General features: G+C 73.8%; 18 protein-coding genes. 17 read left to right on the top strand and 1 reads right to left on the bottom strand.

All coding sequences use genetic code 11. The annotated features are described in order from the left end of the window. Nucleotides 1-300: 300 nt before the first annotated feature. From QOZ89_RS44565 to QOZ89_RS44555, 3 genes are all read left to right on the top strand, one after another. Nucleotides 301-1323: an LLM class F420-dependent oxidoreductase gene (locus tag QOZ89_RS44565; protein WP_312630189.1), complete on the top strand. Its 1023-nt coding sequence runs from the start codon at nucleotides 301-303 to the stop codon at nucleotides 1321-1323. 168 nt (nucleotides 1324-1491) lie between these two features. After that, nucleotides 1492-2583, top strand: coding sequence for a WD40/YVTN/BNR-like repeat-containing protein (locus QOZ89_RS44560; protein WP_071049834.1), 1092 nt, complete (start codon nucleotides 1492-1494; stop codon nucleotides 2581-2583). A gap of 148 nt (nucleotides 2584-2731) precedes the next feature. Then, nucleotides 2732-3019, top strand: coding sequence for a MoaD/ThiS family protein (locus QOZ89_RS44555; RefSeq protein WP_071049835.1), 288 nt, complete (start codon nucleotides 2732-2734; stop codon nucleotides 3017-3019). Between the two features lie 105 nt (nucleotides 3020-3124). Here QOZ89_RS44555 and QOZ89_RS44550 read toward each other — a convergent pair whose 3' ends face one another. After that, on the bottom strand, nucleotides 3125-4762 hold the full coding sequence (locus QOZ89_RS44550; RefSeq protein WP_071049836.1) for a glutamate--tRNA ligase: 1638 nt from the start codon (nucleotides 4760-4762) through the stop codon (nucleotides 3125-3127). A 234-nt stretch (nucleotides 4763-4996) separates the two neighbouring features. On the opposite strand from QOZ89_RS44550, the gene QOZ89_RS44545 reads away from it, so the two are divergent. The 14 genes from QOZ89_RS44545 to QOZ89_RS44480 all read left to right on the top strand — a co-directional run bounded on the left by QOZ89_RS44545 (nucleotide 4997) and on the right by QOZ89_RS44480 (nucleotide 23284). Beyond that, nucleotides 4997-5977 (top strand): PaaX family transcriptional regulator, encoded by a 981-nt coding sequence (locus QOZ89_RS44545; protein WP_071049837.1) that lies wholly within the window; start codon nucleotides 4997-4999, stop codon nucleotides 5975-5977. A gap of 50 nt (nucleotides 5978-6027) precedes the next feature. Next, complete coding sequence (locus QOZ89_RS44540) at nucleotides 6028-7836, top strand: replication-associated recombination protein A (protein WP_397428961.1); 1809 nt, start codon at nucleotides 6028-6030, stop codon at nucleotides 7834-7836. Nucleotides 7837-8196: 360 nt separating this feature from the next. Next, nucleotides 8197-8700, top strand: coding sequence for a DUF948 domain-containing protein (locus QOZ89_RS44535; protein WP_071046835.1), 504 nt, complete (start codon nucleotides 8197-8199; stop codon nucleotides 8698-8700). Then, complete coding sequence (locus tag QOZ89_RS44530; protein ID WP_071046834.1) at nucleotides 8701-8973, top strand: DUF6167 family protein; 273 nt, start codon at nucleotides 8701-8703, stop codon at nucleotides 8971-8973. It begins immediately after the preceding gene. A gap of 263 nt (nucleotides 8974-9236) precedes the next feature. Further along, a complete protein-coding gene (gene alaS / locus QOZ89_RS44525; RefSeq protein ID WP_312630188.1) occupies nucleotides 9237-11906 on the top strand; it encodes an alanine--tRNA ligase in 2670 nt (889 codons plus the stop codon). A gap of 187 nt (nucleotides 11907-12093) precedes the next feature. After that, the gene (ruvX, locus tag QOZ89_RS44520) at nucleotides 12094-12573 is read left to right on the top strand and encodes a Holliday junction resolvase RuvX (RefSeq protein ID WP_071046840.1); all 480 of its coding nucleotides are present in this window, start codon (nucleotides 12094-12096) and stop codon (nucleotides 12571-12573) included. Then, the gene (gene mltG, locus QOZ89_RS44515; protein ID WP_312630187.1) at nucleotides 12570-15758 is read left to right on the top strand and encodes an endolytic transglycosylase MltG; all 3189 of its coding nucleotides are present in this window, start codon (nucleotides 12570-12572) and stop codon (nucleotides 15756-15758) included. Before ruvX ends, mltG begins: the two co-directional genes overlap by 4 nt. Nucleotides 15759-15913: 155 nt before the next feature. After that, entirely contained in the window at nucleotides 15914-16942 is a 1029-nt protein-coding gene (locus tag QOZ89_RS44510) for a shikimate dehydrogenase family protein (RefSeq protein ID WP_312630186.1), read from the top strand. A 21-nt stretch (nucleotides 16943-16963) separates the two neighbouring features. Next, nucleotides 16964-17638, top strand: a complete 675-nt coding sequence (locus tag QOZ89_RS44505) for a prepilin peptidase (protein ID WP_083418131.1) — start codon at nucleotides 16964-16966, stop codon at nucleotides 17636-17638. A gap of 251 nt (nucleotides 17639-17889) precedes the next feature. Further along, nucleotides 17890-19827 carry a toll/interleukin-1 receptor domain-containing protein gene (locus QOZ89_RS44500; RefSeq protein ID WP_312630185.1) on the top strand — a complete coding sequence of 646 codons (1938 nt, stop codon included), beginning with the start codon at nucleotides 17890-17892 and terminating at the stop codon, nucleotides 19825-19827. 100 nt (nucleotides 19828-19927) lie between these two features. Continuing rightward, nucleotides 19928-21127 carry a chorismate synthase gene (gene aroC / locus QOZ89_RS44495; protein WP_071046830.1) on the top strand — a complete coding sequence of 400 codons (1200 nt, stop codon included), beginning with the start codon at nucleotides 19928-19930 and terminating at the stop codon, nucleotides 21125-21127. Between the two features lie 86 nt (nucleotides 21128-21213). Beyond that, nucleotides 21214-21726, top strand: a complete 513-nt coding sequence (locus tag QOZ89_RS44490) for a shikimate kinase (protein ID WP_071046829.1) — start codon at nucleotides 21214-21216, stop codon at nucleotides 21724-21726. Then, a complete protein-coding gene (gene aroB / locus QOZ89_RS44485; protein ID WP_071046828.1) occupies nucleotides 21723-22841 on the top strand; it encodes a 3-dehydroquinate synthase in 1119 nt (372 codons plus the stop codon). Before QOZ89_RS44490 ends, aroB begins: the two co-directional genes overlap by 4 nt. After that, entirely contained in the window at nucleotides 22841-23284 is a 444-nt protein-coding gene (locus tag QOZ89_RS44480) for a type II 3-dehydroquinate dehydratase (RefSeq protein ID WP_071046827.1), read from the top strand. The genes aroB and QOZ89_RS44480 overlap by 1 nt, the downstream gene beginning before the upstream one ends. Nucleotides 23285-23440: the final 156 nt, after the last annotated feature.

Here is a 23440-nt window from a genome sequence, read left to right as displayed (position 1 = left end):
ATGTGCCCCGTGAACGGGGTGTCTTCGGTTTGGTGACGTGACAGCGGCGGGCGACCGTGCTGGGCGCGGAGGCGCGCCTCCGCGGAGGCCTGCCTACGAGCGAAGCGATGTAGGCGGGCCGCAGCGGAGGTCGCCGCAGCGCCCGTGAGCGCAGGAGGACACGGCGCGGAGGTCCCTTGGGAGCGAAGCGAGTAAGGGCCGGAGCGCCGTGCCCGGACGGAGCGAACCAGCAACACAGCCCGCACGGAGCGAACCAGCAACACAGCGCGTCGGGGTCGGGGTGTCGCATACTTCGGGTCCGTGACCTCCGACCCGCGCACCGAGGCGCTGTCCGAGCCCACCGCCCGACTCGCGAGCGACGAGCGCTGGGGCATCACCGTGCCCCTCTCCGGAGTGCCGCTGGCCGAGCACCCGGCCCGCTACGCCGAACTCGCGGACCTCGGCTACACGGACCTGTGGTCCGCGGAGGCGACGGGCACCGACGGGGTGGTCCCGCTCGCGCTTGGCGCGGCGGAGCGGCGGCTGCGGCTGGGCACCGCGATCCTGCCCGCGTTCACCCGCGGCCCGGCCCTGCTCGCGCAGACGGCCGCGACCCTGTCGGCGGCGGCCGAGGGGCGGTTCGTGCTGGGCCTCGGCACGTCGTCGGACGTCATCGTCCAGAACTGGAACTCGATCCCCTTCGAGCGGCCCTACCAGCGGATGCTCGACACGGTCCGTTTCCTGCGCCGCGCGCTCGCGGGCGAGAAGATCACCGAGACGTACCCGTCGTTCACCGTCAAGGGCTTCCGGCTCGGTGTCGTCCCGGCCGACCCCGTTCCCCTGCTGGTCGCGGCCCTGCGCCCACGGATGCTCGGCCTGGCGGGCCGCGAGGCCGACGGCGCGATCCTCAACTGGCTGTCCCCCGACGACTGCGACCGCGTGATCCCCTACGTCCGGGAACACAACCCCGACGCCGAGATCGCCGTGCGCATCTTCGTCCTCGTCCACGACGACCCGGCGGCGGCCCGCCAGCTGCTTCGCCGCCAGGTCGCCGCCTACCTCACCGTCCCGGTCTACCGGGCCTTCCACGAATGGCTGGGCCGCGGGCCAGTGCTGAGCGGCCTGTGGGACGCCTGGGCCGCCGGCGACCGTGCAGGCGCCCTGCGGGCCATCCCCGACGAGGTCGTCGACGAGCTCTGCGTCCACGGCTCGCTGGAGGAGTGCCGGGCGGGCATCCGCCGCTACGTCGAGCACGGTGTGACGACCCCCGTCATCGCCCTGCTCAACGACGGCCCTGACCTGTCCAAGCTCCTCGCCGGTCTCGCGCCCCAGACCGGCGGCTGACCGCCGCCGCCGGCTTTCAAGTGGCACATAGTCGGACCTTGCCGGCGTTTCGGTGACTCCACCGCGACGGGCGATGAGTTTGGCGTGATCCGGGAGTCTGTTCCTGTCGACGGGCTGACTAGCGTGCCGGCCACAGGTCGGCATGATCGCGGAACTCCGGGAGGTCTGATGGCGGCGACGGTGCTGCTGGTTATCGGCACTCGCAAGGGGCTGTGGCTGGCGCGCAGCCAGGACGGGCGGGCGAGCTGGGAGGTCACCGGCCCGCACCACCCGATGGTCGAGGTGTACTCGGCCGCGATCGACACCCGCGGCCCGGTGCCGCGGGTGCTCGTCGGGCTGTCGAGCGAGTGGTTCGGGCCGAACGTGGTGATCAGCGATGACCTGGGGGTGAGCTGGCGGGAGCCGGCGACCGCGCCGATCGCGTTCCCCGCGGGCACCGACGCGGCGCTGCGGCGCGTCTGGCAGATCACCCCGGGGCCCGTCGACGAGCCTGATGTCGTCTACGCCGGCGTCGAGCCATCCGCGCTGTTCCGCTCGACGGACGGCGGGCGCGGCTTCGAGCTGGTCCGTGGCCTGTGGGACCACCCGCACCGCCCGGACTGGGCGCCCGGCTACGGCGGCCAGGCGATCCACACCGTGCTTCCCGACCCGGCCGACCACAAGCGGATCACCGTGGCGATGTCGTCGGGCGGCGTCTACCGCACGCTCGACGGCGGCGAGAGCTGGTCGGCGGTAAACAAGGGGATCAGGGCGGGCTACCTTCCCGACCCGTACCCCGAGTTCGGCCAGTGCGTCCACAAGGTCGCTCCCTGCCCGGCGCGGCCCGAGCGGCTGTACGCGCAGAACCACGGAGGCGTCTACCGCAGCGACGACGGCGCCGACAGCTGGGTCTCGATCGCGGACGGCCTGCCCAGCGACTTCGGGTTCGCCATGGTGGCCCACCCGAGCCGACGAGACGTCATCTACAACTTCCCGCTGAAGGCCGACAGCGAGCGATTCCCACCGGACGGCCGCTGCCGGGTGTACCGCAGCGAGAACGCGGGCGCCTCCTGGGAGGCGCGCACCGCCGGCCTGCCCGACGAGGGCTTCTGGACGGCCGTGCTGCGCGACTCGATGTGCTCCGACGACGCCGACCCGGCCGGGGTCTACTTCGGCTCCCGCACCGGCGAGGTCTATGCCAGCCGGGACGAGGGTGACAGCTGGGCCCGGGTGGCCGCCCACCTGCCCGACGTCACCTGCGTCCGCGCGGCCGTCGTCTGAAGGGCCAAAGGAGGCGCGAAAATGTTCTTCCTTCGCGCCTCCGGCGGCCTCCGTTCCCGAGGCATCTGAAGGGCCAAAGAAGGTGCGAAAATGTTCTTCCTTCGCACCCCCGGCGGCCTCCGTTCCGGAAGCATGAGAGGGGCAGGTCATGCGAGTGACGGTGCTGCTGCCCGGGGTGCTGCGCCAGCACGCGGGCGGCGCGCGCCAGGTGGAGCTGGACCTGCCGGGGGCCGGGGCGACGCTCGCCGCCGCGCTCGACGTCGTCGCCGCCCGCCATCCCGCGCTGGAGCGGCGGCTGCGCGACGAGCGCGGCGCGCTGCGCCGCTACGTGAACCTGTTCGTCGACGGCGAGGAGTGCCGCCGCCTCACCGGGGCGGACACCCCGCTGCGCGACGGCGCCGAGATCCAGGTGATCCCGTCCATCGCCGGAGGCTGACCCGGCGGCCTCGTCAGACGTTGTGGGGAATCCCCACAGACGCTGTGGGGCGAGGAAGGCTCGGGATCGCCCCACAGCGCATGACAGGACGAGATCCGTGGCTGGTCAGGCCAGGACCGCGCCGACGCGGCGGCGGACCTCGGCTTCGCCGAGGGCATGGGAGACAAGGTGGAAGGCGGGGCTGCGGTTCGAACCGGTGAGCAGGACGCGGATGACCTGCGACGCCTCCTTCGTGGAGCCGTGGAAGGCGTCCTTGTTCGCCTTGTACTCCTTGGGACTCCCGGCGAAGCCGGTGGCCGCCGCCGCGGCGCGCAACTGGCCGAACCACGCGTCGCCGTCAGTCAGGTCCTGGTAGTTCCGCAGGAACTCGACGCACAGCGCCCGGACGACCTCGGGCGCGAGCGCGCCGAGCCGGCTGTCGGCCGGGTCGGTCACAGGCTCGAACAGCCCGGTGAAGAAGTAGCCGTACACCGGGCGGAAGTCCGACCACTTGCGCAGGTCCTTGCGCGGGTTGTCGACGCCGGTCCGCTCGATGTCGAGCGCCCGCACCGCGAGCTCCGGCTCGGCGCGCACCGCGGCCGCGAGCTCGGTGTCGTAGGCGTCGGCCCAGGCGAGGACATCGTCGAGGATCGTCGGGCTCGGGATGGCCGCGATGTGGTCGGCGGAGATGTCCTCGAGCTTGACCAGGTCGACCAGCGCTCCGGAGACGCCCGCCTCGGACAGCCGCAGCGGCTCGCGCAGCGCCTGCTCCAGGGGCAGCTCCGCGAGCCGCCCGTTGATCAGCCCGCGCAGGTAGTAAAGGACGGCCGGCGCCGGGTAGCCGGCGCTGATGAAGAACTCGACCGAGGCCTCGGGGTCCTTGCGCTTGGAGAGCTTCCGCCTCGCCGAGCCGTCCTGCTTCAGCAGCGGCGCGATGTGCGCGTACGCGACGGGCTCGAACCCCGCGGCGGCGAACAGTTGCAGATGCACCGGGACGGACGAGAGCCACTCATCGCCGCGGATCACGTGGGTGACCCGCATCAGGTGGTCGTCCACCACATGCGCGAAGTGGTAGGTCGGCAGCCGCACCGGGTTGTCGGAGCTCTTCAGGATGACGACGTCGTTGCGGTTGGCGTCCGTCGACAGCTCGCCGCGCACCAGGTCGGTGAACCTGGCCCGGCCGCCGCCGGGGGAGCGGAACCGGACCACGTACGGCCGGCCCGCCGCCAGCGCCTCGCGAACCCGCTCGGCGGGGGCGTCGCGCCAGGGAGCCCAGCGGCCGTAGTAGCCGGTGGGCACCTTCGCCGCGCGCTGCTCGTCGGCGGCCGCGGCGAGCTCCTCCCTGGTGGCGAAGCAGGGGTAGGCCTGGCCGTCGCGCAGGAACTGCCGGGCGTAGCTGAGGTAGATCCGCTCCCGCGCCGACTGGGTATACGGGCCGTAGGCGCCGTTCTCCTCGGTCTCGTCCGCCGTCACGCCGAAGTAGCCGAAGGCCGCGTCGAACTGCGCCGTGGCGCCCTCGACGGTCCTGGCGGCGTCGGTGTCCTCCACCCGGATGAAGTACACGCCGCCGGACTGCCGGGCGAGGTCCTTGTCCAGCATCGCGACGTACACGCCACCCAGATGTGCGAAGCCGGTCGGGCTCGGGCCGAGCCGGGTCACCATCGCGCCCGGCGGCAGGTCCCGCGGCGGGTACCGCTGCTCCCAGTACGCCGGCTCAGGCAGATCGGACGGGAACAGGGCGTCGATCTCGTCCCGGTCGATCATGACGGGTACCTCCACGGAGCATGAAACACACTGAACTACCTGGAATTACCTGGAGCGGCCTCCGGGCCCGCGAGACTTCGCCATCGTCGCGGCGGGGTGCCTTCTCGATCGGCCAAGCCTATCGAGAAGGTCCGCTTCGGCTTGGCCCGCGGTCACCGAAACGAGGTTGATCGGCCGATCGTAACCTTCAAGATCCGCCCGGCTTGGTGCCGACCGCTCGTAAACTGCCCTTTTGTGACGTCGCCCCGCCGGACGACCGGGCCGGATCAGCTGCCTGGGAGTCCGCTCGTTCCCCAGCGGCGGCCGGCCCTGCGCGCCCTGCCAGGGCAGGCCGAGGTCGACCTGCCGCGTTCCCAGGAGGGGTCGCATCCGCAGCGGCTGCTCACCAGCCTGCTCGGTGACTACTGGCACGGCCGGCGCGAGCACCTCCCATCGGCCGCCCTCGTGGCGCTGCTCGCCGACTTCGACGTGACGACGGTCGGCGCGCGGGCGGCGCTCTCGCGGCTGGCCAGGCGCGGCGTGCTTGAGTCGTCCCGTGTCGGGCGCAACACCTACTACGGGCTGACCGCCCAGGCGTCCACCGTCGTGCTGGAGAACGTGCACCGGCTGCGGGCCTTCGGTGAGCGGCACGAGCCGTGGGACGGCCGGTGGACCGTCGCGGCCTTCTCGCTGCCCGAGGACCTGCGCGACGTCCGGCACGCGGTGCGCAGCCGGCTGCGCTGGCTCGGCTTCGCCCCGCTCTACGACGGCATGTGGGTAAGCCCCCGCCCGGTCGCGGAGGCCGCGCGGCGGGCGTTCGCCGAGCTGGGTGTGCTCGCCTCCACTGTGCTGACGACGACGGTCGACGCCCGCCGCAGCGACCCGCGCCCGCCGATGGCCGCCTGGGACCTGACCGAACTCCGCGCGCTCTACGAGGACTTCGTCGCCACCAACACCCCGCTGCGTGACCGCGTGCGGGCCGGCACGGTGACCGGCGCCGAGGCCGTGTCCGCGCGGACCGCCCTGCTCGCGACCTGGCGGCGTTTCCCCAGCCTCGACCCGGACCTGCCGCTGGACCTGCTGCCCGAGCGCTGGCCGCGCCGCGCCGCGCGCGACCTGTTCGCCGAGATCTGCGACGGCCTTGGACCGCCCGCGGCCGAGCGCTTCCGCGACATCATCGCCGAGACCGCCCCCGACCTCGCTCACCTCGCCAGCTACCAACGCGTCGGCGGCTAAGGAGGCGGGCGCGGTGCCCGTGCCATGACCCCTCGCCGTACGGTTGACGGGTGAGCCTGTTCGACACGGTGTCCCCGGCCACCGACGCCGCGCCCGCTGGTGCCGTACCGGAGGCCCCGACAGGGCCGCTGGCTGACCGGCTGCGCCCGCGCGGGCTCGACGAGCTGGTCGGCCAGCGCCACCTGCTCGGCCCAGGCAGCCCGCTGCGCCGGCTGGTCGAGGGCGGCGGGACGACCTCGGTCGTTCTGTGGGGCCCGCCTGGCACCGGCAAGACGACGCTGGCGCACATCGTTTCCCGGGCGACCGGGCGGCGGTTTCGCGAGCTGTCGGCGGTCACGGCCGGCGTGAAGGACGTCCGGGCGGTGATCGACGAGGCTCGGCAGGTGCTGTCGAGCAGCCGGTCGAGCCAGTCGCGTGGGCTGGCGCGCGAGCCGCGCCTGTTCGGCCCGGACGCGCCGGCCGGCGACGGGGAGCGGCCGGCGGACCTTCGTACGGTGCTGTTCATCGACGAGGTCCACCGGTTCACCAGGACCCAGCAGGACGCGCTGCTGCCCGCGGTGGAACGCGGCTGGATCACCCTGGTCGCCGCCACCACCGAGAACCCCTCGTTCTCCGTCGTCGCGCCGCTGCTGTCGCGCTCTCTGCTGTTCACCCTCACCCCGCTCACCGACGACGACATCCGTGTCCTGGTGCGCCGGGCGCTGGTCGACCCACGCGGCTACGGCGGCCGGGTGCGCATCGCCCCGGACGCGCTGGAGCACCTGGTCCGGCTCGCGGGTGGCGACGCCCGCCGGGCGCTCACCGCGCTGGAGGCGAGCGCCGAGGCGGCCCTGGCCGCCGTCGGCCCGGCGCCGGCCCGGCGGGCGCCGGCCTCACGACCACCGGCCGCTTCCGGTATCGGCGGGGATGCCCCGGCGTACCGCGTCCCTGCCACGCCGGCTGGTGGCACGACGGCCGCGGCCAGCGACGAGGCCGCCGGTGGCGACGCGCTCAGTGGCGAGGCGCTCAGTGGCGAGCCGGTCGGGGCTGGGACGGTCGGGGCCGCGGCGGCGCCGGCGGCCGAAGCGGCGCCGGCGCGGGACGCGGTCGGTGGCGCGGCGGTGGGGGAGCCCGCGGCCGGCGAGACCAATACAGCCCGGGAGGCCGAGCTGGCCGGGGAGCCCGCGGCGGAGGACGAGCCCGCGGCCGCCGTGGACCTGGCGCTGCTCGAGCGCTCCGTCGACCGGGCCGCCGTCCGCTACGACCGGGCCGGCGACCAGCACTACGACGTCGTCAGCGCCTTCATCAAGTCGATGCGCGGCGGTGACGCCGACGCGGCGCTGCACTACCTGGCCCGGATGCTGGAGGCGGGGGAGGACCCGCGTTTCATTGCCCGACGCATGATCATTCTTGCGAGCGAGGACATCGGGATGGCCGACCCGGGCGCGCTCGGCGTCGCCGTGGCGGCGGCGCAGGCCCTGGAGATGATCGGGCTGCCCGAGGCGCGCCTGGCGCTCGCGCAGGCCGTGATCCACCTTGCGCTCGCCCCCAAGTCCAACGCGGTGATCCGCGCGATCGACGCGGCGACGGCCGACGTGCGGGCGGGCAGGGGCGGCCCGGTGCCAGCCCACCTGCGCGACGCGCACTACCAGGGCGCCCGCCGGCTCGGGCACGGCGACGGCTACCACTATCCGCATGACCACCCGGGTGGCGTGGTCGGTCAGCAGTACGCCCCGGACGAGCTGGTGGGCGTCGACTACTTCCGTCCCGGCGAGCTTGGCTTCGAGCGGCGCGCGGCGGCCCGCGCCCACGAACTGCGCGCCGTGGTTCGCGGCGTGCGGCAACCCGAGCCCCCCGACAGGCGTGATCAGGGTGCCTAGAATCACCACGGTCTCCCAGCTCGGCAGCGCTGCGGAGTACCTCGTCCTGGTGAGTGATCCACGCTGCTCAGCCGCCACTGGTGACGGCGCTTCAGCGCAGCGCCAACTCAGCCACCTGGTTCACCCAGACAGGCGCTACCACCGCCATATGCCAGGGCCCGGAACCACGTGAGAGGGCGCTCAGCGCCCGATGGCGGTGCCCGGCGCCGGGCGCGGAGCGTCCGGCGCGGGACCGCCGCATAGCGGGGCGCGCCGTGCTTGGGGGCGTCCGGTCGGTAAGGTCCTGACACGACCGGTGTTCGCGTTCCGGGCAGATCCCGGCGACGCAGGGGCCCGGACCACCATAGAGGAGGAGCGAAGATGTCCGGTGGCGCGATGGCGGGGCTGATTGCCTCCGGCGCCTTCGCCGTGCTCGTCCTCTTCGGCTGTTACGCCCTCTACAAGCTCGGCAAGATCTTCGACGAGACCGCGGCCCGGGTCCGCCAGACCGGCATCGCCATCGACGAGGGCACCGCCAGGGTCCGCCAGGCTGGCGCCACCGTCGACGAGGTCAACGTCGCGCTCTCGCACGTCAACAAGGAGCTGGACCGGATCGACGCGATCACGGCCAACGTGCAGACCATCAGCACGAACGTGTCGTCGATGACCTCGCTGTTCGCGGCGACCGTCGGCGGCCCGATCGTGCGGGTCGCGGCCTTGTCCTACGGGGTGCGGCAGGCCGCCGCGAAGCGAGTGCGCGCCGAGGTCGGCTCGCGGGTCGCGGCCGAGATGAAGGCGGAGAAGAAGGCGGGGCGGGCGAGCCGCCGCGCCGCGCCCGCCCAGCCCACGGCGGCCGACTTCGACGAGCCGGTGCGGGGCCGTTAGATGTCGCGCCGGCTTTTCTACGTCACCTTCGGCGCGGTCGCCGGGGTGCTGGTCGTCCGTCAGGCGGCCAAGGCCGCGGCGGCGCTGTCGCCGGGGAGCATGGCGGGCTCGCTGGTGGCGTCGCTGTCGGAGTTCATGGCCGACGTCCGCGAGTTCATGGCGGAGCGCGAGGACGAGCTGCGAGACGCGCTCGGCCTCTACGACGACGAGGACGACGAGCTGCCCGCGGGCGCGTCCGAGGCGCCGAGCCTGCCGGATCCGCGCCGCCTGTAGCGCGTCGGGCGTCACCTGGCGTCACCTGGCCACCGGCGAAACTCCGTGGTCTCGTCACGAGGCGCGGCGGTACGGTGACGTGGGTACGCCGAGGCCGCGTGCCGTAGCGGCCCCGATCTCACGTACTAGGTTGTACGGGGCTGACGCGCGGCTGGGGGGCCGTGCTCCACACCGTGCCGCTCCGTCGTGTCACCCTTGACCGCCGCCTTGGCCGGTCGCCGCCACTGCCCGTTACCAACTCGACTCTGGACGACGTGAATCCGATGGAAACGGCCGAGATCCGCCGGCGCTTTCTCTCCCACTTCGAGCAGCGCGGCCACCTTGTTGTCCCCAGCGCCTCGCTGATCGCGGAGGACCCGACGCTGCTGCTGGTCAACGCCGGCATGGTGCCGTTCAAGCCCTACTTCCTCGGTGACCTCACCCCGCCGTCCCCGCGCGCGACCAGCGTGCAGAAGTGCGTCCGCACGGTCGACATCGACAACGTCGGCCAGACCGCCCGGCACGCGTCGTTCTTCCAGATGTGCGGCAACTTCTCCTTCGGCGACTACTTCAAGGCCGACGTGATCCCGTGGGCCTTCGAGCTGCTGACCGAGGGGTACGGCTTCAAGGCCGACGACCTCTGGGCGACGGTCTACCTCGACGACGACGAGGCCGAGGAGATCTGGAAGGGCCTGCTGCCGGCGGAGCGCATCCAGCGCCGCGGCAAGGAGGACAACTACTGGTCGATGGGTGTGCCCGGCCCGTGCGGCCCGTGCAGTGAGATCTATTTCGACCGCGGCCCGGCGTACGGCGGTGACGGCGGCCCGGAGGCCGACGAGAACCGCTACCTCGAGGTCTGGAACCTCGTCTTCATGCAGTTCGAGCGGGGCGAGGGCGCCGGCTACGACTTCCCGATCCTGGGCGACCTGCCGGCGAGGAGCATCGACACCGGCATGGGCCTGGAGCGGATGGCGACCCTGCTGCAGGGCGTCGAGAACCTCTACGAGATCGACATCTCCCGCCCGGTGCTCGACCGCGCCGGCGAGCTGACCGGCCGGCGTTACGGCGAGAGCCACACCGACGACGTGCGGCTGCGCGTCATCGCGGACCACACCCGCACCGCCGCGATGCTGATCTCCGACGGCGTCGTCCCCTCCAACGAGGGCCGCGGCTATGTGCTGCGCCGGATGCTGCGCCGCGCGGTGCGCAACGTCCGCCTGCTCGGCGGGCGTGAGCCGGTGATGGAGGACCTGTTCGGCGTCGTGCGCGGCGCGATGGGCTCCATCTACCCCGAGCTGGTCGACCGGGCCGCGGCGATCACCAGCGTCGCCGTCGCCGAGGAGCGGGCGTTCCTGGAGACCCTGCGTACCGGCATCACGATCTTCGACACCGCGGTCGGCAAGGCGCGCGCCGCCGGCGCCTCCCAGCTCGCCGGTGACGAGGCGTTCCAGCTGCACGACACCTACGGCTTCCCCATCGACCTGACGCTGGAGATGGCCGCCGAGCAGGGCCTCACCGTCGACGAGCCGGGTTTCCGTCGGCTGATGGAACGCCAGCGCGAGCTCGCGAAGGCCGACCGCGCGGCCCGCCGGATCGGCAACGTCGACCTCTCGGCGTTCCGCCCGATCCTGGCCCGTTCCGGCCCGACGTCGTTCACCGGCTACGCCGAGCTGACCCGTACGGCGACCGTCGTCGGGCTGGTGTCGGCCGCGACCGGGCAGGGCGTCCCCGCGGCGGGCGAGGGCGAGGAGGTCGGCATCGTCATCGACACGACGCCGTTCTACGCCGAGTCCGGCGGCCAGGAGGCCGACCTCGGACGGTTCGCCTTCGACGGCGGCGAGGTGGAGATTCTCGACGTGCAGAAGCCGATCCCGGACCTCGTCATGCACCGCGGCAAGGTGCTGCGCGGCGAGTTGCGCCTCGGCACGGAGGTCGAGGTGACGGTCGACGCCGACCGGCGCCGGGCGGTCTCCCGTTCGCACACCGCCACCCACCTGGTCCACACGGCGTTCCGCCGCGCGCTCGGCGAGTCCGCCACCCAGGCCGGGTCGCTGAACTCGCCGGGCCGGCTGCGGTTCGACTTCCACTCGATGGGCGCGGTGCCGGCGGCGGTGCTCGCGGACGTCGAGGACGAGGTCAACGAGATCGCGCTGCGTGACCTCGAGGTGACCGCGTTCGTGACGACCCAGGACGAGGCCCGCCGGCTGGGCGCGATGGCGCTGTTCGGCGAGAAGTACGGCGAGCGGGTGCGCGTCGTCGACGTGGGCGACTACGCGCGCGAGCTGTGCGGTGGCACGCACGTCGCCCGCTCCGCCCAGCTCGGCGCGGTCAAGCTGCTCTCCGAGTCGTCGATCTCCGCGGGCACCCGGCGGGTCGAGGGCCTCGTCGGCCTGGACGCGTTCCGCTACCTGGCCCGCGAGCACCTGCTGGTCTCCCAGCTGTCCGGCGCGCTCAGGGCCCGTCCCGACGAGCTCGTCGACCGGGTCGCCGACGTGGTCACCCGGCTGCGCGACGCGGAGAAGGAGCTGGAGCGGCTGCGCGCCGAGGCGGTCCTCGCCGGCGCCGCGGGCCTCGCGAACAGCGCGGTCGACGTGAACGGGGTCGCGCTCGTCGCGGCCGAGGCGCCGAACGGGACGTCCGCGGACGACCTGCGCAGGCTGGCGCTCGACGTCCGCGGCCGGCTCATCGACCGTCCCGCGGTCGTCGCGACGGCTTCCGCGGCCGGCGAGCGGGCGTTCCTCGTCGTCGTCACCACCGAGGGCGCGCGCGGCCTCGGCCTGAAGGCCGGCGACCTGGTCAAGGTCGCCACCGCCGAGCTCGGCGGGCGCGGCGGCGGCAAGCCCGACGTCGCCCAGGGCGGCGGAGGGGATGTCGCCGGCGTCGGCCGCGCGCTGGCCAGGGTCCGCGACCTGGTCGCCGAGGCTGGCGCCGCGCGCCAGCATGCCGGGCACTGAGGCTGGCGCCGCGCCGGGGCCGCTGGCCGGGCCGCCGGTAGAGCCGGTACCGACCGAGCCGGCGGCTCCGGCGGCGTCGGCGGGACCAGCGGGACCAGCGGGGGCGGCGGGACCAGCGGGGGCGGATAGGGGTGGATCGGCGCCGGATCGGCGGCGCAAGCCGCGGCATCGCGCGGAGCGGCGGGAGCTGCCGCGCGGGGTCTGGCTCGGGGTCGACGTGGGCACGGTGCGCGTCGGTGTGGCCGCGAGCGACCCGGATGGGGTGCTCGCGCTTCCGGTCGGTACCCTTCGTCGGGACGTGTCCGAAAACAGAGATATAGCCCAGCTTGCCGAGATCGCCCGGGAGCGGCGGGCGGTGGCGGTCGTGGTCGGTCTGCCCAGGACCCTCTCCGGCGAGGAGGGGCCGGCGGCCAGCGCGGCGCGTCAGTATGCGCGGATACTGGCCGACCGGGTCGCCCCGGTACCTGTCAGGCTCGTCGACGAACGGCTGACGACAGTGGCGGCGCATCGCAGAATGGCCGAGCGTGGGATGCGATCGCGTGCCCGTCGCGATCTCGTCGACCAGGAGGCAGCCGTGCAGATCCTGCAACACGCCCTGGACACCCGTGGTGGTGCGCCCGGCGCGCCCGGCCTGCCCCCCGGGGGCCGGCCGACGGAAGATCGGTGAGCCAGTACTGGGACCTCGACAACGGTGTCGGGGGCGGGTACGGGAACGGGAACGGGAACGAACCATGGTCGAGCTCTCAGCGAGATGGCGCCCGGCCCGTCGACCCGTTCGCGGTGAGCGGCCCGGACGATGACGCGGCGGACATCACCGTCGGTGGCTCACCCATGGCGGGTGGCCCGCCGGGCATGCCCGCCGCCGGCGGTCCCGCCACCGACTTCCCGGCCGCCGGGCCCGGCTACGGCGATGTCTTCACCGTCGACGACCAGCCCCGCTACCCGGGTGGCTACCCGAATGTGACCTCGACCGGGTCTGACCTTTTCACCCCGAGGGCCAGGCCGGCCTTCCCCGCGGTGGACGTGTCCGGCCCGTCCGTGTCCGGCCCCACTGTCTTCGGCGCGTCGGCGGCCGGGGCGGGGCAGGCCGTCTCCGGCCCGTACGCCGGTCTTCCGACCGCTGGTGGCGCGTACCCGGGGCCGATGGTGACCGGCCCGCTCGTGACCGGTCCGCCCACCGGCGTGACCGTCACCGGCTCCGCCGGATACGGCGACGCGAACTACGGCGCCGCGGCACCGGGCCACGAGGTGCTTGGCTACCAGCCTTCCGCGCCGGCCTCTGGCCAGGCGCCCACCGGCTACCAGAGCGGCTACCAGGAGAGCGCATACCCGACGCCCGGCCGCGTGGCCGGCGACGGCCACCAGCCGACGGCCTACCGGAGCGGCGGCCACGAGGCCGGCGGCGGCGCGTACGGCGCGACCGGCTACCAGCCGGCGGCCGAGGGCCCGTCTGGTCACCATCCCGCCGGGGGCTATCCGGCCGCCGGTTACCAGCAGCCCGTGGCTGGCCAGGGAGCCGTCTACGGTGCGACCGGGTACCAGGCCGCGGTCGACCACGGCCGCGGCGGCGGGCCTGGCCACGACGCCGCGGCCGGCGGTGGCGCCGACGCGGCCGTTTACCAGAACCCGTTCCTCGTCGACCCGTACCCGCGGACCGGCGACCAGCAGCCGGGCGGCTACTTCACCGCGAGCCGGCCTGTCCACCCTGACACGGGACCCGGCCACCAGGAAACGAGCTATCTGGACGCCGGGTACCTGACCGGCGGTGGCCAGCACGCTCCCGCCGATCCGTACTCGTCCTCCGCGTACCCGTCCTCCCAGGGCCAGACCGGGCCAAGCGGGGACACCGGCTTCGGTGTCGCCGGTTCTGATGGCGGCTACGGCACGGCCGGATACGCCTCCGGCGCGGGGCGCTCCGGTACGGGTGGCGGGCCCGCCGTCGACTGGTTCCCCGGAGCGGCCGGGCTCTCCGGCTCGACGGGGCCCTCCGGTTCGACGGGGCCCTCCGGCTCGGCCGGGCTGTTCGGCTCGACTGGGCCCTCCGGTTCGACCGGGCCGTCCAGTTCCGCTGGGCTGTTCGGTTCGACCGGGCCGTCCAGCTCGGCCGGGCTGTTCGGCTCGACGGGACCCTCCAGTTCGACCGGGCCGTCCGGATCCGCCGGGCTGTTCGGCGCGGGCGGCGCCGGTGGCTCCTCCGCCGCTCAGGCGGCCGGACTGCCGCCGGACGGGTACCGCGACCCGGGCGGAGGCTACGGCGAGCAGGCGCGGCCCGAGCCGGCATCGCCCGTCGACTACCCCGCGGGCGCCAGGAACCCCGGCACCGGCGGGTTCCACGCCCCGCCGCCCCCTCCGCCGGGTGAGGGCGGCCGGCCGTCAGGCCATCCCCGCCATGCGGGGACTGAGCGGCGCACCGAGGCGCTGCGTTTCCGTATCACCGCGCCGGAGGACGAGTACGACCCCGGTGACACGGGTGACACGGGTGACGCGCGGTATCCGGACGGCCCGCACGCGCCAGGCGGCCGGACAGGCCAGGATGGCCGTCGCGGCGTACCTCGCGACGACTTCGACGACGACGACTTCCTGGACGACGATGACCTGGGCCGCCCCGGCCGGGGCCACCACGATGAGCTGGATGATGACCTGGATCACGACGCCGACCTGGCGGACGAGCACGACCGGCGACGCGGCGCGCATCCGCTGGGTGGCATGAGCCGGCGCGGGGACGCGGACGACGGGAGCCGGCGCGGCGGCGCGCTGCCGAAGCTGCTCGCCATGCTCGTGGTGGTGGCGCTGGTGCTGGGCGGTCTGATCTTCGTCGGCGGCAAGATGATCGGCAAGATCGGCGGCTCGCCGGAGATTCCCGACTATCCCGGGCCCGGCAGCGGCAGCGTGTCCGTCACGATCGCCAAGGGCGCGAGCGCGACGGACATCGGGAAGGTGCTGTTCGACGCCGGCGTCGTCAAGAGCGAGAAGGCGTTCCGCACGGCCGCCGCCAACAACCCGGACTCTGTGAACGTCCAGCCGGGCACCTACACGCTGATGAAGCAGATGACCGCCGCCGGGGCCATCGAAGCGCTGCTCGACCCGAAGACGAAGGCGAACAAGTACCGACTCACGATCCCCGAGGGCAAGACGGTCGACTGGATCATCACCGAGCTGTCCACGAAGCTCGGCGTGCCGAAGGACCAGTACGAGGCGATCGTCAAGGACCCGGCGGGCCATGGGCTGCGGCTGCCGGCCTTCTGGAAGGACCCGGGCCCGAGCGCGAAGAACAAGGTCGAGGGCTACCTGTTCCCGACGACCTACGACCTGAACCCGAACGACACGCCCGTGCAGACCCTGCAGCACATGGTCGACCAGTTCACGAGCATGGCCGCCACGCTCGATTTGGAAGGTAAGGCGGCGCAGCTCGACAAGACCCCGGCCGAGATCATCACCATCGCGTCCATCATCGAAATGGAGGTCAACGGCCACGACGAGGGTCCGAAGGTCGCGCGGGTGATCTACAACCGGCTCAACGACCAGACCGGCCATTTCAACCGGCTCGACATGGACTCGACGACGCGGTACGCCTTCGACAGGCCCACCGGGCCGATCGGAGACCTCATCAACAGGTACAACCCCTACAACACCCGTAGCCCTCAGGTGCGGGGGCTGCCGCCGGGCGCCATCGCGAACCCCGGGCGGTGGGCTTTGGACTCGGCTCTGAACCCGTACCAGGGTGCGGATGGGGGCTGGTACTACTTCGTCTACCTTCCCAAGTCGCTGCGGACGGAGTTCGCCACCACCGACGCGGAGTGGGCGACCCTGCTCTCCCGGTATCAGGCGGAGGGCGGCAGCAGCGGTGGCTGAGCCAGGCCACCGGCCGCGATCCTTGGACGCGTCGTGGCTCGCGGCTGGACCAACGCCCTCGGCTGTGTCAGGATGATCCGTCGTGTTTGCGTTCGCCACCATGCCGGCGGTCTCGGGCCGGGAGAAACCCCTACCCACGCGGGGCGGTGACCACTGTGGCTGAGGTTTCCCGGCCGCTGCCGGCGTCCCGGCGGGCCGCCGTGCTCGGCTCGCCGATCGCGCACTCGCTCTCGCCGGTGCTGCACCGGGCGGCCTATCAGGCGCTCGGGCTGGACGGCTGGTCCTATACGGCGATCGAGGCCGACGAGGCGGCGCTGCCGGCGCTGCTGAAGCAGATCCGCGGCGAGTCCGGCTGGGCCGGGCTGTCGCTGACCATGCCGCTCAAGACGGCCGCCGTCCCGCTTGTCGACCGCCTCGACGAGAGCGCCCGGCTGGTTGGCGCGCTCAACACGATCGTGGTCGAGCCGGACGGGACGCTGACCGGCCACAACACCGACATCGCCGGCATCCGGCACGCCATACGCCAGGTCCTCGGCGCCGGCCGGCAGCCCAGCGGGGCCGAGACGATGCTCGCGCCCACGCTGCCCGCCTGGTCGCCGGCCACGCCCGACCAGCCGGCGATGCCGGCGCTGCCGGGGGCGCTCATGGCGCCGCCCGTGCGAGCGCTCGTGCTGGGCGCCGGCGGGACGGCGCGCGCCGCCGTGGCCGCGCTCGCGAGCGTCGGGGTGCGCCGGGTGGGCGTCATCGCCCGCCGGCCCGCCGCCGTCGCCCCGCTCGCCGAGATCGGCGAGCGCGTCGGCCTCACCGTCACCGCACTGCCCTGGGAGATCGTCGCCGGCGGCCTGCGGTCCGGCCCCGACCTGGTGGTCGCGACCACGCCCGAGGGCATCACCGACCAGGTGGCCGAGTGGACCTGGCCGGCCAGCTGCCCCCTCGTCGAGCTGCTCTACCACCCGTGGCCGACGGCGCTCGCCGTGACGGCGTACCGCTCCGGCGCCCGCGTCGCCGGCGGCATGGTGGTGCTGGCCGCCCAGGCGGCCGAGCAGGTCGCCCTGTTCACCGGCCGCGTGGTCGACGTGGGCCTGCTCATGGCCGCCGGCACCCAGGCCCTGACCCACCGCGCCGCCACCTCGTCCGCCTTCCCAGGCCCCGACGGCCTGGGCCTGACCAGTCGCGCCCGCTAGCGCGCGTCGCGGGGTTGCGAGGTGGGGCTGGTCGTCGCCGCGATGCTCGCGGTGGCCGCGGTCGCGACGGTGCCGCTGATGCCCCGGGTAGTCGGCGCGTTCGCCCCCTACGAGGGCGCTCCGGTGCGCCGCCCTGTCCCGTCGACGGCGGCTTTCGCCGCGGTCACGGCGATCGCCGTCGCGGCGGTCGCGGCCGTGCTGCGCGACCGTCCCGGCTGGCTGCCCGCCTACCTTTACCTGACCGTCGCCGGGATCGTGCTGGCGGCGGTCGACCTGCGGGTCCACCGGCTCCCGGACGCGATTGTCCTGCCGAGCTACCCGGTCCTCGCCGCGCTGCTGGGCCTCGCGGCGGTCGTCGACGGTCTCAGCCGGGATACCTGGGACGCCGACCATGCGATCGCCGCCGCCGCGGCGGCGGGTGTCCTGCTCGCCGTCTTCGGCACGATGTACCTGATCCCGGGCGGTGGCCTCGGCCGCGGCGACGTCAAGTTGGCCGGCCTGCTGGGCGCCGCCCTTGGCTGGCTCGGTCCGTCGACGGTGCTTCTGGGCCTGCTCACCGGCCTGGTCATCGCCGGTCTCTACGCCGGGGTCCTGCTCGCGACCCGTCGAGCCACCCGCTCGGACCCCATCGCCTATGGGCCGCACCTGCTGCTCGGCGCCTTCGTCGCGATCCTCGTCACCGGCGCGGGTGCCTGAGTCCTCCGCTGTTGGTCCGGGCGCGCGGTCCCATAGGTGTGGTCGATGGCCCGGCGCACCAGCTTGGCGAGACCCAGCCCGCTGCGCCGCGACTCCGCGCGCAGCCGCGCGTACTGGTCGTCGGCCAGCGTGATCTGAGTCCTGTGGGTCATGATGTAGGCCTACATCGCCTCGGTGATGTAGGCATGCGCCCGGTGCGGTGCTGGTTGTGGGGGCTCGGTGCTCGCGACGCCGTGGGATGATCTCCGCTTATGGAGGATGCGGGGGCGGCTCCGGAGCCTGGCGCCTGGGACTTTTTCGTCTCGTACACGGCGGTGGACGGCCGGTGGGCCGAGTGGATCGCCTGGCAACTGGAGGAGGCCGGCTACCGGGTCCTGATCCAGCTCTGGGACTTCGTGCCCGGCTCGAACTGGCAGTTCCGGATGCAGGAGGGAATCCGGTTCGCCCGGCGGACGATCGCGGTGCTCTCCCACGCCTACCTGGCCTCGGTCTACGGGCAGGTCGAGTGGCAGGCCGCCTATGACGCCGACCCTCGTGGCTTCACCCGCAGGCTGGTCCCGATCCGCCTTGAGGACTGCCCGCGGCCCGGTCTGCTGAGTGGCGTCGTGTCGATCGACCTGTTCGGCCGGCCGCCCGACGAGGCCCGCCAGCGGCTGCTCGACCAGATCCGGCACGCCGTCGACGGCCGCGCGAAGCCACCGGCTCCGCCCGCGTTCCCCATACATGAACCGCCGGCACCCGTTGTCGCGGCGCGTGAGCGGCCCGACGGCGTGCCGCGGGACGCTCCCGGTGACCTGGCTCCGGCGGGCCACCGCGCGAAACCGGCCGCGCCGCCCGCGTACCCCGCGTTCCCCGCGCCGCCGGCGCCTGCCGAGACGCCCTGGTCTCCCGGGCCCTCGACGAGGTCTCCTGAGCCGTCCGTGTCTCCCGCGTCGTCCGTGTCTCCCGCGTCGTCCCTGTCTCCCGCGTCGTCTGGGCTCCTCGCGTTTCCCGCACCGACCGCACCGCGCGCGTCAGAGGATCCGGTGCCCGGTTCCGCCGGACCTGTGGGTCCTGTCGTCCCGGGGGCGCGGCGGCCTCCCGCACGGTGGTCCGACATCGCGGATCCTCGCCTGGTCGCCGAGCTGTCGACCGGCCATGAGAACGCCGTCCGGGTCACGTTCGCTCCGGACGGCCGGACGCTGGCCACCTCGTGGGCCGCCGCTCTCCCCGGTCAGAGCTCCGGGGTCCAGCTGTGGGACGTCGGCGATCCGGCCGACCCCGTCCCGCTCGGCGCACCCATGGAGGGCCGGAACGCGATCTTCGCCTCCGACCGCCGGACCATGGCGACCAGGTCGTTCCGAGGCGTGGACGTGTGGGACCTGGCGAACGATCGGGCCCGTCCCGCGCGGCTCGCCGTGATTCGGTCCGCCGGGGTGCAGTCGGCCGCCTTCGCTGCCGACGGCCGGGTCCTGGCCACCGGGCACCGTGACGCCAGGGTCTGTCTGTGGGACCTGCATGCCCGTGACCGTCCTGTTTCGATGGGTGAGTTCTCGAGCCGCGACGGCGGCAACTGGACGGTCGTCGCGTTCGCTCCCGGCGGCCACCTGCTCGCCACGCACGGCACGGGTAGCCGGATAGTGCGGCTGTGGGACGTGAGTGACCCGGCGCGACCGGCGCGGGCGGGTTCGGTGCCGGTCGTCGGGTACCTCGGCGATCGTGGGCTGGGGCCGACGTTCGACTTCTGGCGGCCCACCCAGGAGCGGTTCTTCTACGTGTCGACGCTGTGTTTCTCCCTGAACGGCGGGCTCCTGGCGTTCACGGTCGCGGCCGGCCTCAACAGACATCCCCGCGACAGCAGCGTCGCCCTCTGGGATGTGAGCGACCCCGCTCGGCCGGTGCAGGTCTGTAAGCGCGTCCAGGCCTTCCGCAGGGCCGGCGCCACCGACCTCGACGCGAGCTCGGTGGCGTTCGCCCCGGACGGCCGCACGCTGGCCGCGGGCGGCCGCGCCATGCCCGGAGCGACGTTCGACCAGGTGCGCTTCTGGGATCTGAGTGATCCCGGGAACCCCCACGAGGACGTCGAGCCGATGAACGGCCCCGTCACCGGGACCGCGTCCGCGGCGGTGTCGGTGGCGTTCGCCCCGGCCGGGCACACAGTGGCGGCGGGCAGCTGGGACGGTGTCGTGCGGCTGTGGCGCGCGCGCTGAGCCCGGCCCGGGCGGCTCGCGGGCCGCTACCGCGGACGGCGGGGCCCGGCGGGGTCTCGTGGCGGGCAGCCTCGCGTCCGGCGCGTGAAACACTGGTGGCATGGTGCGGTGGTTGACGGCAGGGGAGTCGCACGGGCCCGCGCTGGTCGCGACGGTGGAGGGGCTGCCCGCCGGGATCCGGGTGACGAGCTCGGACATCGGGGACGACCTGGCGCGGCGGCGGCTCGGTTACGGCCGGGGTGCCCGGATGAAGTTCGAGCGGGACGAGATCGAGCTGCTCGGCGGCCTGCGGCACGGGGTCAGCCTCGGCGGGCCGGTGAGCGTGGTGGTGCGCAACACCGAGTGGCCGAAGTGGTCGAAGGTGATGTCGCCGGACCCGGTGGACCCGGCCGAGCTCGAGGGGCTCGGCCGCAACGCGCCGCTGAGCCGCCCCCGCCCGGGGCACGCGGACCTGGCCGGCATGCAGAAGTACGGCTTCGACGACGCCCGCCCGGTGCTGGAGCGGGCGAGCGCCCGCGAGACGGCCGCCCGGGTGGCGCTCGGGACGGTGGCGAAGGCGTTCCTGCGGCAGGCCTACGGCGTCGAGGTGCTCTCGCATGTGCTCTCGATCGGCGAGGCCGCGGTTCCGGCGGGCACGCCGTTGCCAGGCCCGGGCACGCTCGCCGCGATCGACGCCGACCCGTGCCGGTGCGCCGACCCGGCGACGAGCGCCCGGATGGTCGCCGCGATCGACGAGGCGCAGAAGGACGCGGACACGCTCGGCGGCATCGTCGAGGTGCTGGTCTACGGCCTGCCGCCGGGGCTCGGCAGCTACGTGCACGGCGACCGGCGGCTCGACGCGCGCCTGGCCGGCGAGCTGATGGGCATCCAGGCGATCAAGGGCGTCGAGTTCGGTGACGGGTTCGAGACGGCGCGCCGGCGTGGGTCGGCGGCGCACGACGAGATCGAGGTGCTCGCCCCGGAAGGTGGCGTCCAGCGGGTGCGGCGGGCGACGGACCGGGCCGGTGGTGTCGAGGGCGGCATGACTAACGGCGAGGTGCTGCGGGTCCGGGCCGCGATGAAGCCGATCTCGACGCTGTCCCGGCCGCTGTCGACGGTCGACGTCGCGACCGGTGAGACCGCGGTGGCGATCGCGCAGCGCTCCGACGTGTGCGCCGTGCCCGCGGCGGGCGTCGTCGCGGAGGCGATGGTCGCGCTGGTGGTCGCCGGTGCCGCACTGGAGAAGTTCGGCGGCGACTCGGTCGAGGAGACCCGGCGCAACTACGAGTCGTACCTGAAGTCGCTGGCGGTGCTCTCGTGAGCGCAGGAGTGAGCGAGCGGAGCGGTCGTCCGAGGGACGAGGACGCCCGCGGAGGGAGTGAAGCGACGGAGCGAACTCGAGACACAGTGAGCGATGTCCGGCCGGTGGCCGTGCTGGTGGGGCCGCCGGGGGCCGGGAAGACGACGGTCGGTGAGCTGCTCGCCGGGCGGCTCGGGGTGACGCTGCGCGACACCGATGCCGACATCGAGGCGGCGCTGGGCATGACCGTGGCCGACATCTTCATCGAGAAGGGCGAGGACGCGTTCCGGGCCGCCGAGCGCGACGCTGTCACGGCCGGGCTCGCCGAGCACCCGGGGGTGCTGGCTCTCGGCGGCGGCGCGGTGACCGACCCGGGCACCCGGGCGGCGCTCGCCGGCCACACGGTCGTCTACCTGGAGGTGGACGTCTCCGACGCCGCCAGGCGCGTCGGCCTCGCCCGCGACCGCCCGCTGCTGATCGAGGCGCCGCGGGCGCGGCTGGCCGCGCTGCTCAGGGAGCGCCGCCCGCTCTACGAGGAGGTGGCGGTGTTCGTGGTGGACACCAGCGGGCGCACCCTCGAAGAGGTCGCCGAGGACGTGCTTGCGAGGATCTCCGCGTGAGCGGGACGAGCGGCGCCACGCGGGCGGGGACGGCGACCGAGCCGGTGCGGGTGGCGGTGGCGCCCGCCGGCGACCGGCCGTATGAGGTGCTCGTCGGGGACGGCCTGGTCGGTGAGCTCGCCGGAATGGCCGCCGGGCGGACCAGGGCGGCCGTCCTGCACCCCGCGGCGATGGCCGCCCAGGCCGCCGGCGCGGTGGCGGACCTGTTGGCCGCCGGGGTGGAGGCGCACCCGGTCGCCGTGCCGGACGGGGAGGCGGCCAAGGAGCTGGCCGTCGCCGGGCGCTGCTGGGACGAGCTGGGCCGGCTCGGTTTCACCCGCGACGACGTGGTGATCGGGTTTGGCGGGGGCACGGTGACGGACCTCGCCGGATTCGTCGCGGCCTGCTGGCTGCGCGGCGTGGACGTCATCCAGGTGCCGACGACGGTCCTGGCGATGGTCGACGCGGCCGTGGGCGGCAAGACCGGCATCGACACGGCGGCGGGCAAGAACCTCGTCGGCGCGTTCCACCAGCCGGTGGCGGTGCTCTGTGACACGGCGCTCCTGGCCACGCTGCCGCCCGCGGAGACCGCGGCAGGGCTCGCCGAGGTGGTGAAGGCCGGCTTCATCGCCGACCCGGCGATCCTCGACCTGCTGGACGCCGACCCGACGGGCGCCGCCCACCTGTCCGAGCTCATCGAGCGGGCGATCCGGGTCAAGGCGGACGTCGTCTCCGGTGACCCGCGTGAGGCCGGCCGCCGCGAGATCCTCAACTACGGCCACACCCTCGGGCACGCGATCGAGAAGGTCGAGCACTACACCTGGCGGCACGGCGCGGCGATCTCCGTCGGGATGGTGTTCGCCGCCGAGCTGTCCCGGCTCGCCGTCGGTCTGGACGCTGCCGTCGCCGGGCGCCATCGCGAGCTGCTCGTCCGGGTCGGCCTGCCCGTCAGCTACCCCGAGAAGGCCTGGCCGGACCTGCTGGCCGCGATGCGGGTCGACAAGAAGTCGCGCGGGCGGATGCTGCGCTTCGTCGTCCTCGACGCGCTCGGCTCGGCCCGCATCCTCGCCGACCCGGATCCGGCCCTGGTACGGGCCGCCTTCGACGCGGTGGCCTCGGGGGAAGGAGCGCGCTGATGACGCCGATCCTGGTGCTGTCCGGGGTGAACCTGGGCCGGCTCGGCAGGCGGGAGCCGGCGGTCTACGGGCCCACGACGTACGCCCAGCTGGTCGCCGAGGTCGAGAAGACCGCGGCGGAGCTCGGCGTCACCGTCGACTGCCGGCAGACCGACGACGAGGCGACGATGATTGGCTGGCTGCACCAGGCCGCCGACACCGGCGCCGCGGTGCTCCTCAACCCCGGTGCGTGGACGCACTACTCGTACGCGCTGCGGGACGCCGCGGCGGCGCTCACCGGGCCGCTCATCGAGGTGCACCTGTCCCAGGTGGCCGCGCGCGAGCCGTTCCGGCACGTCAGCGTCATCGCCCCGGTGGCGACCGGGACGATCACCGGGCTCGGCGTCGAGAGCTACCTGCTCGCGCTGCGCGCGCTGGCGGGTCGCCTATCCAGAGACGTCTGACCAAGCCACGAGCGAAGCGAGGCGGCCGGTCGGGTCGGGTCGGTCGGGGCCGGGGCAGAAGGTTGTTGCTGGTTCGCTCCGTGCGGGCGGGGGGGGGGGGGGGCCCGCCCCCCCCCCCCCGCCCCCCGCCCCCCCCCCCCCCCCCCCCCCCCCCCC

It is taken from the genome of Pseudofrankia coriaricola (assembly GCF_032027725.1).
Lineage (GTDB): Bacteria > Actinomycetota > Actinomycetes > Frankiales > Frankiaceae > Pseudofrankia.
Note: the sequence above shows the minus strand (reverse complement) of the source record. Positions and strands in the feature narration are given on the sequence as shown.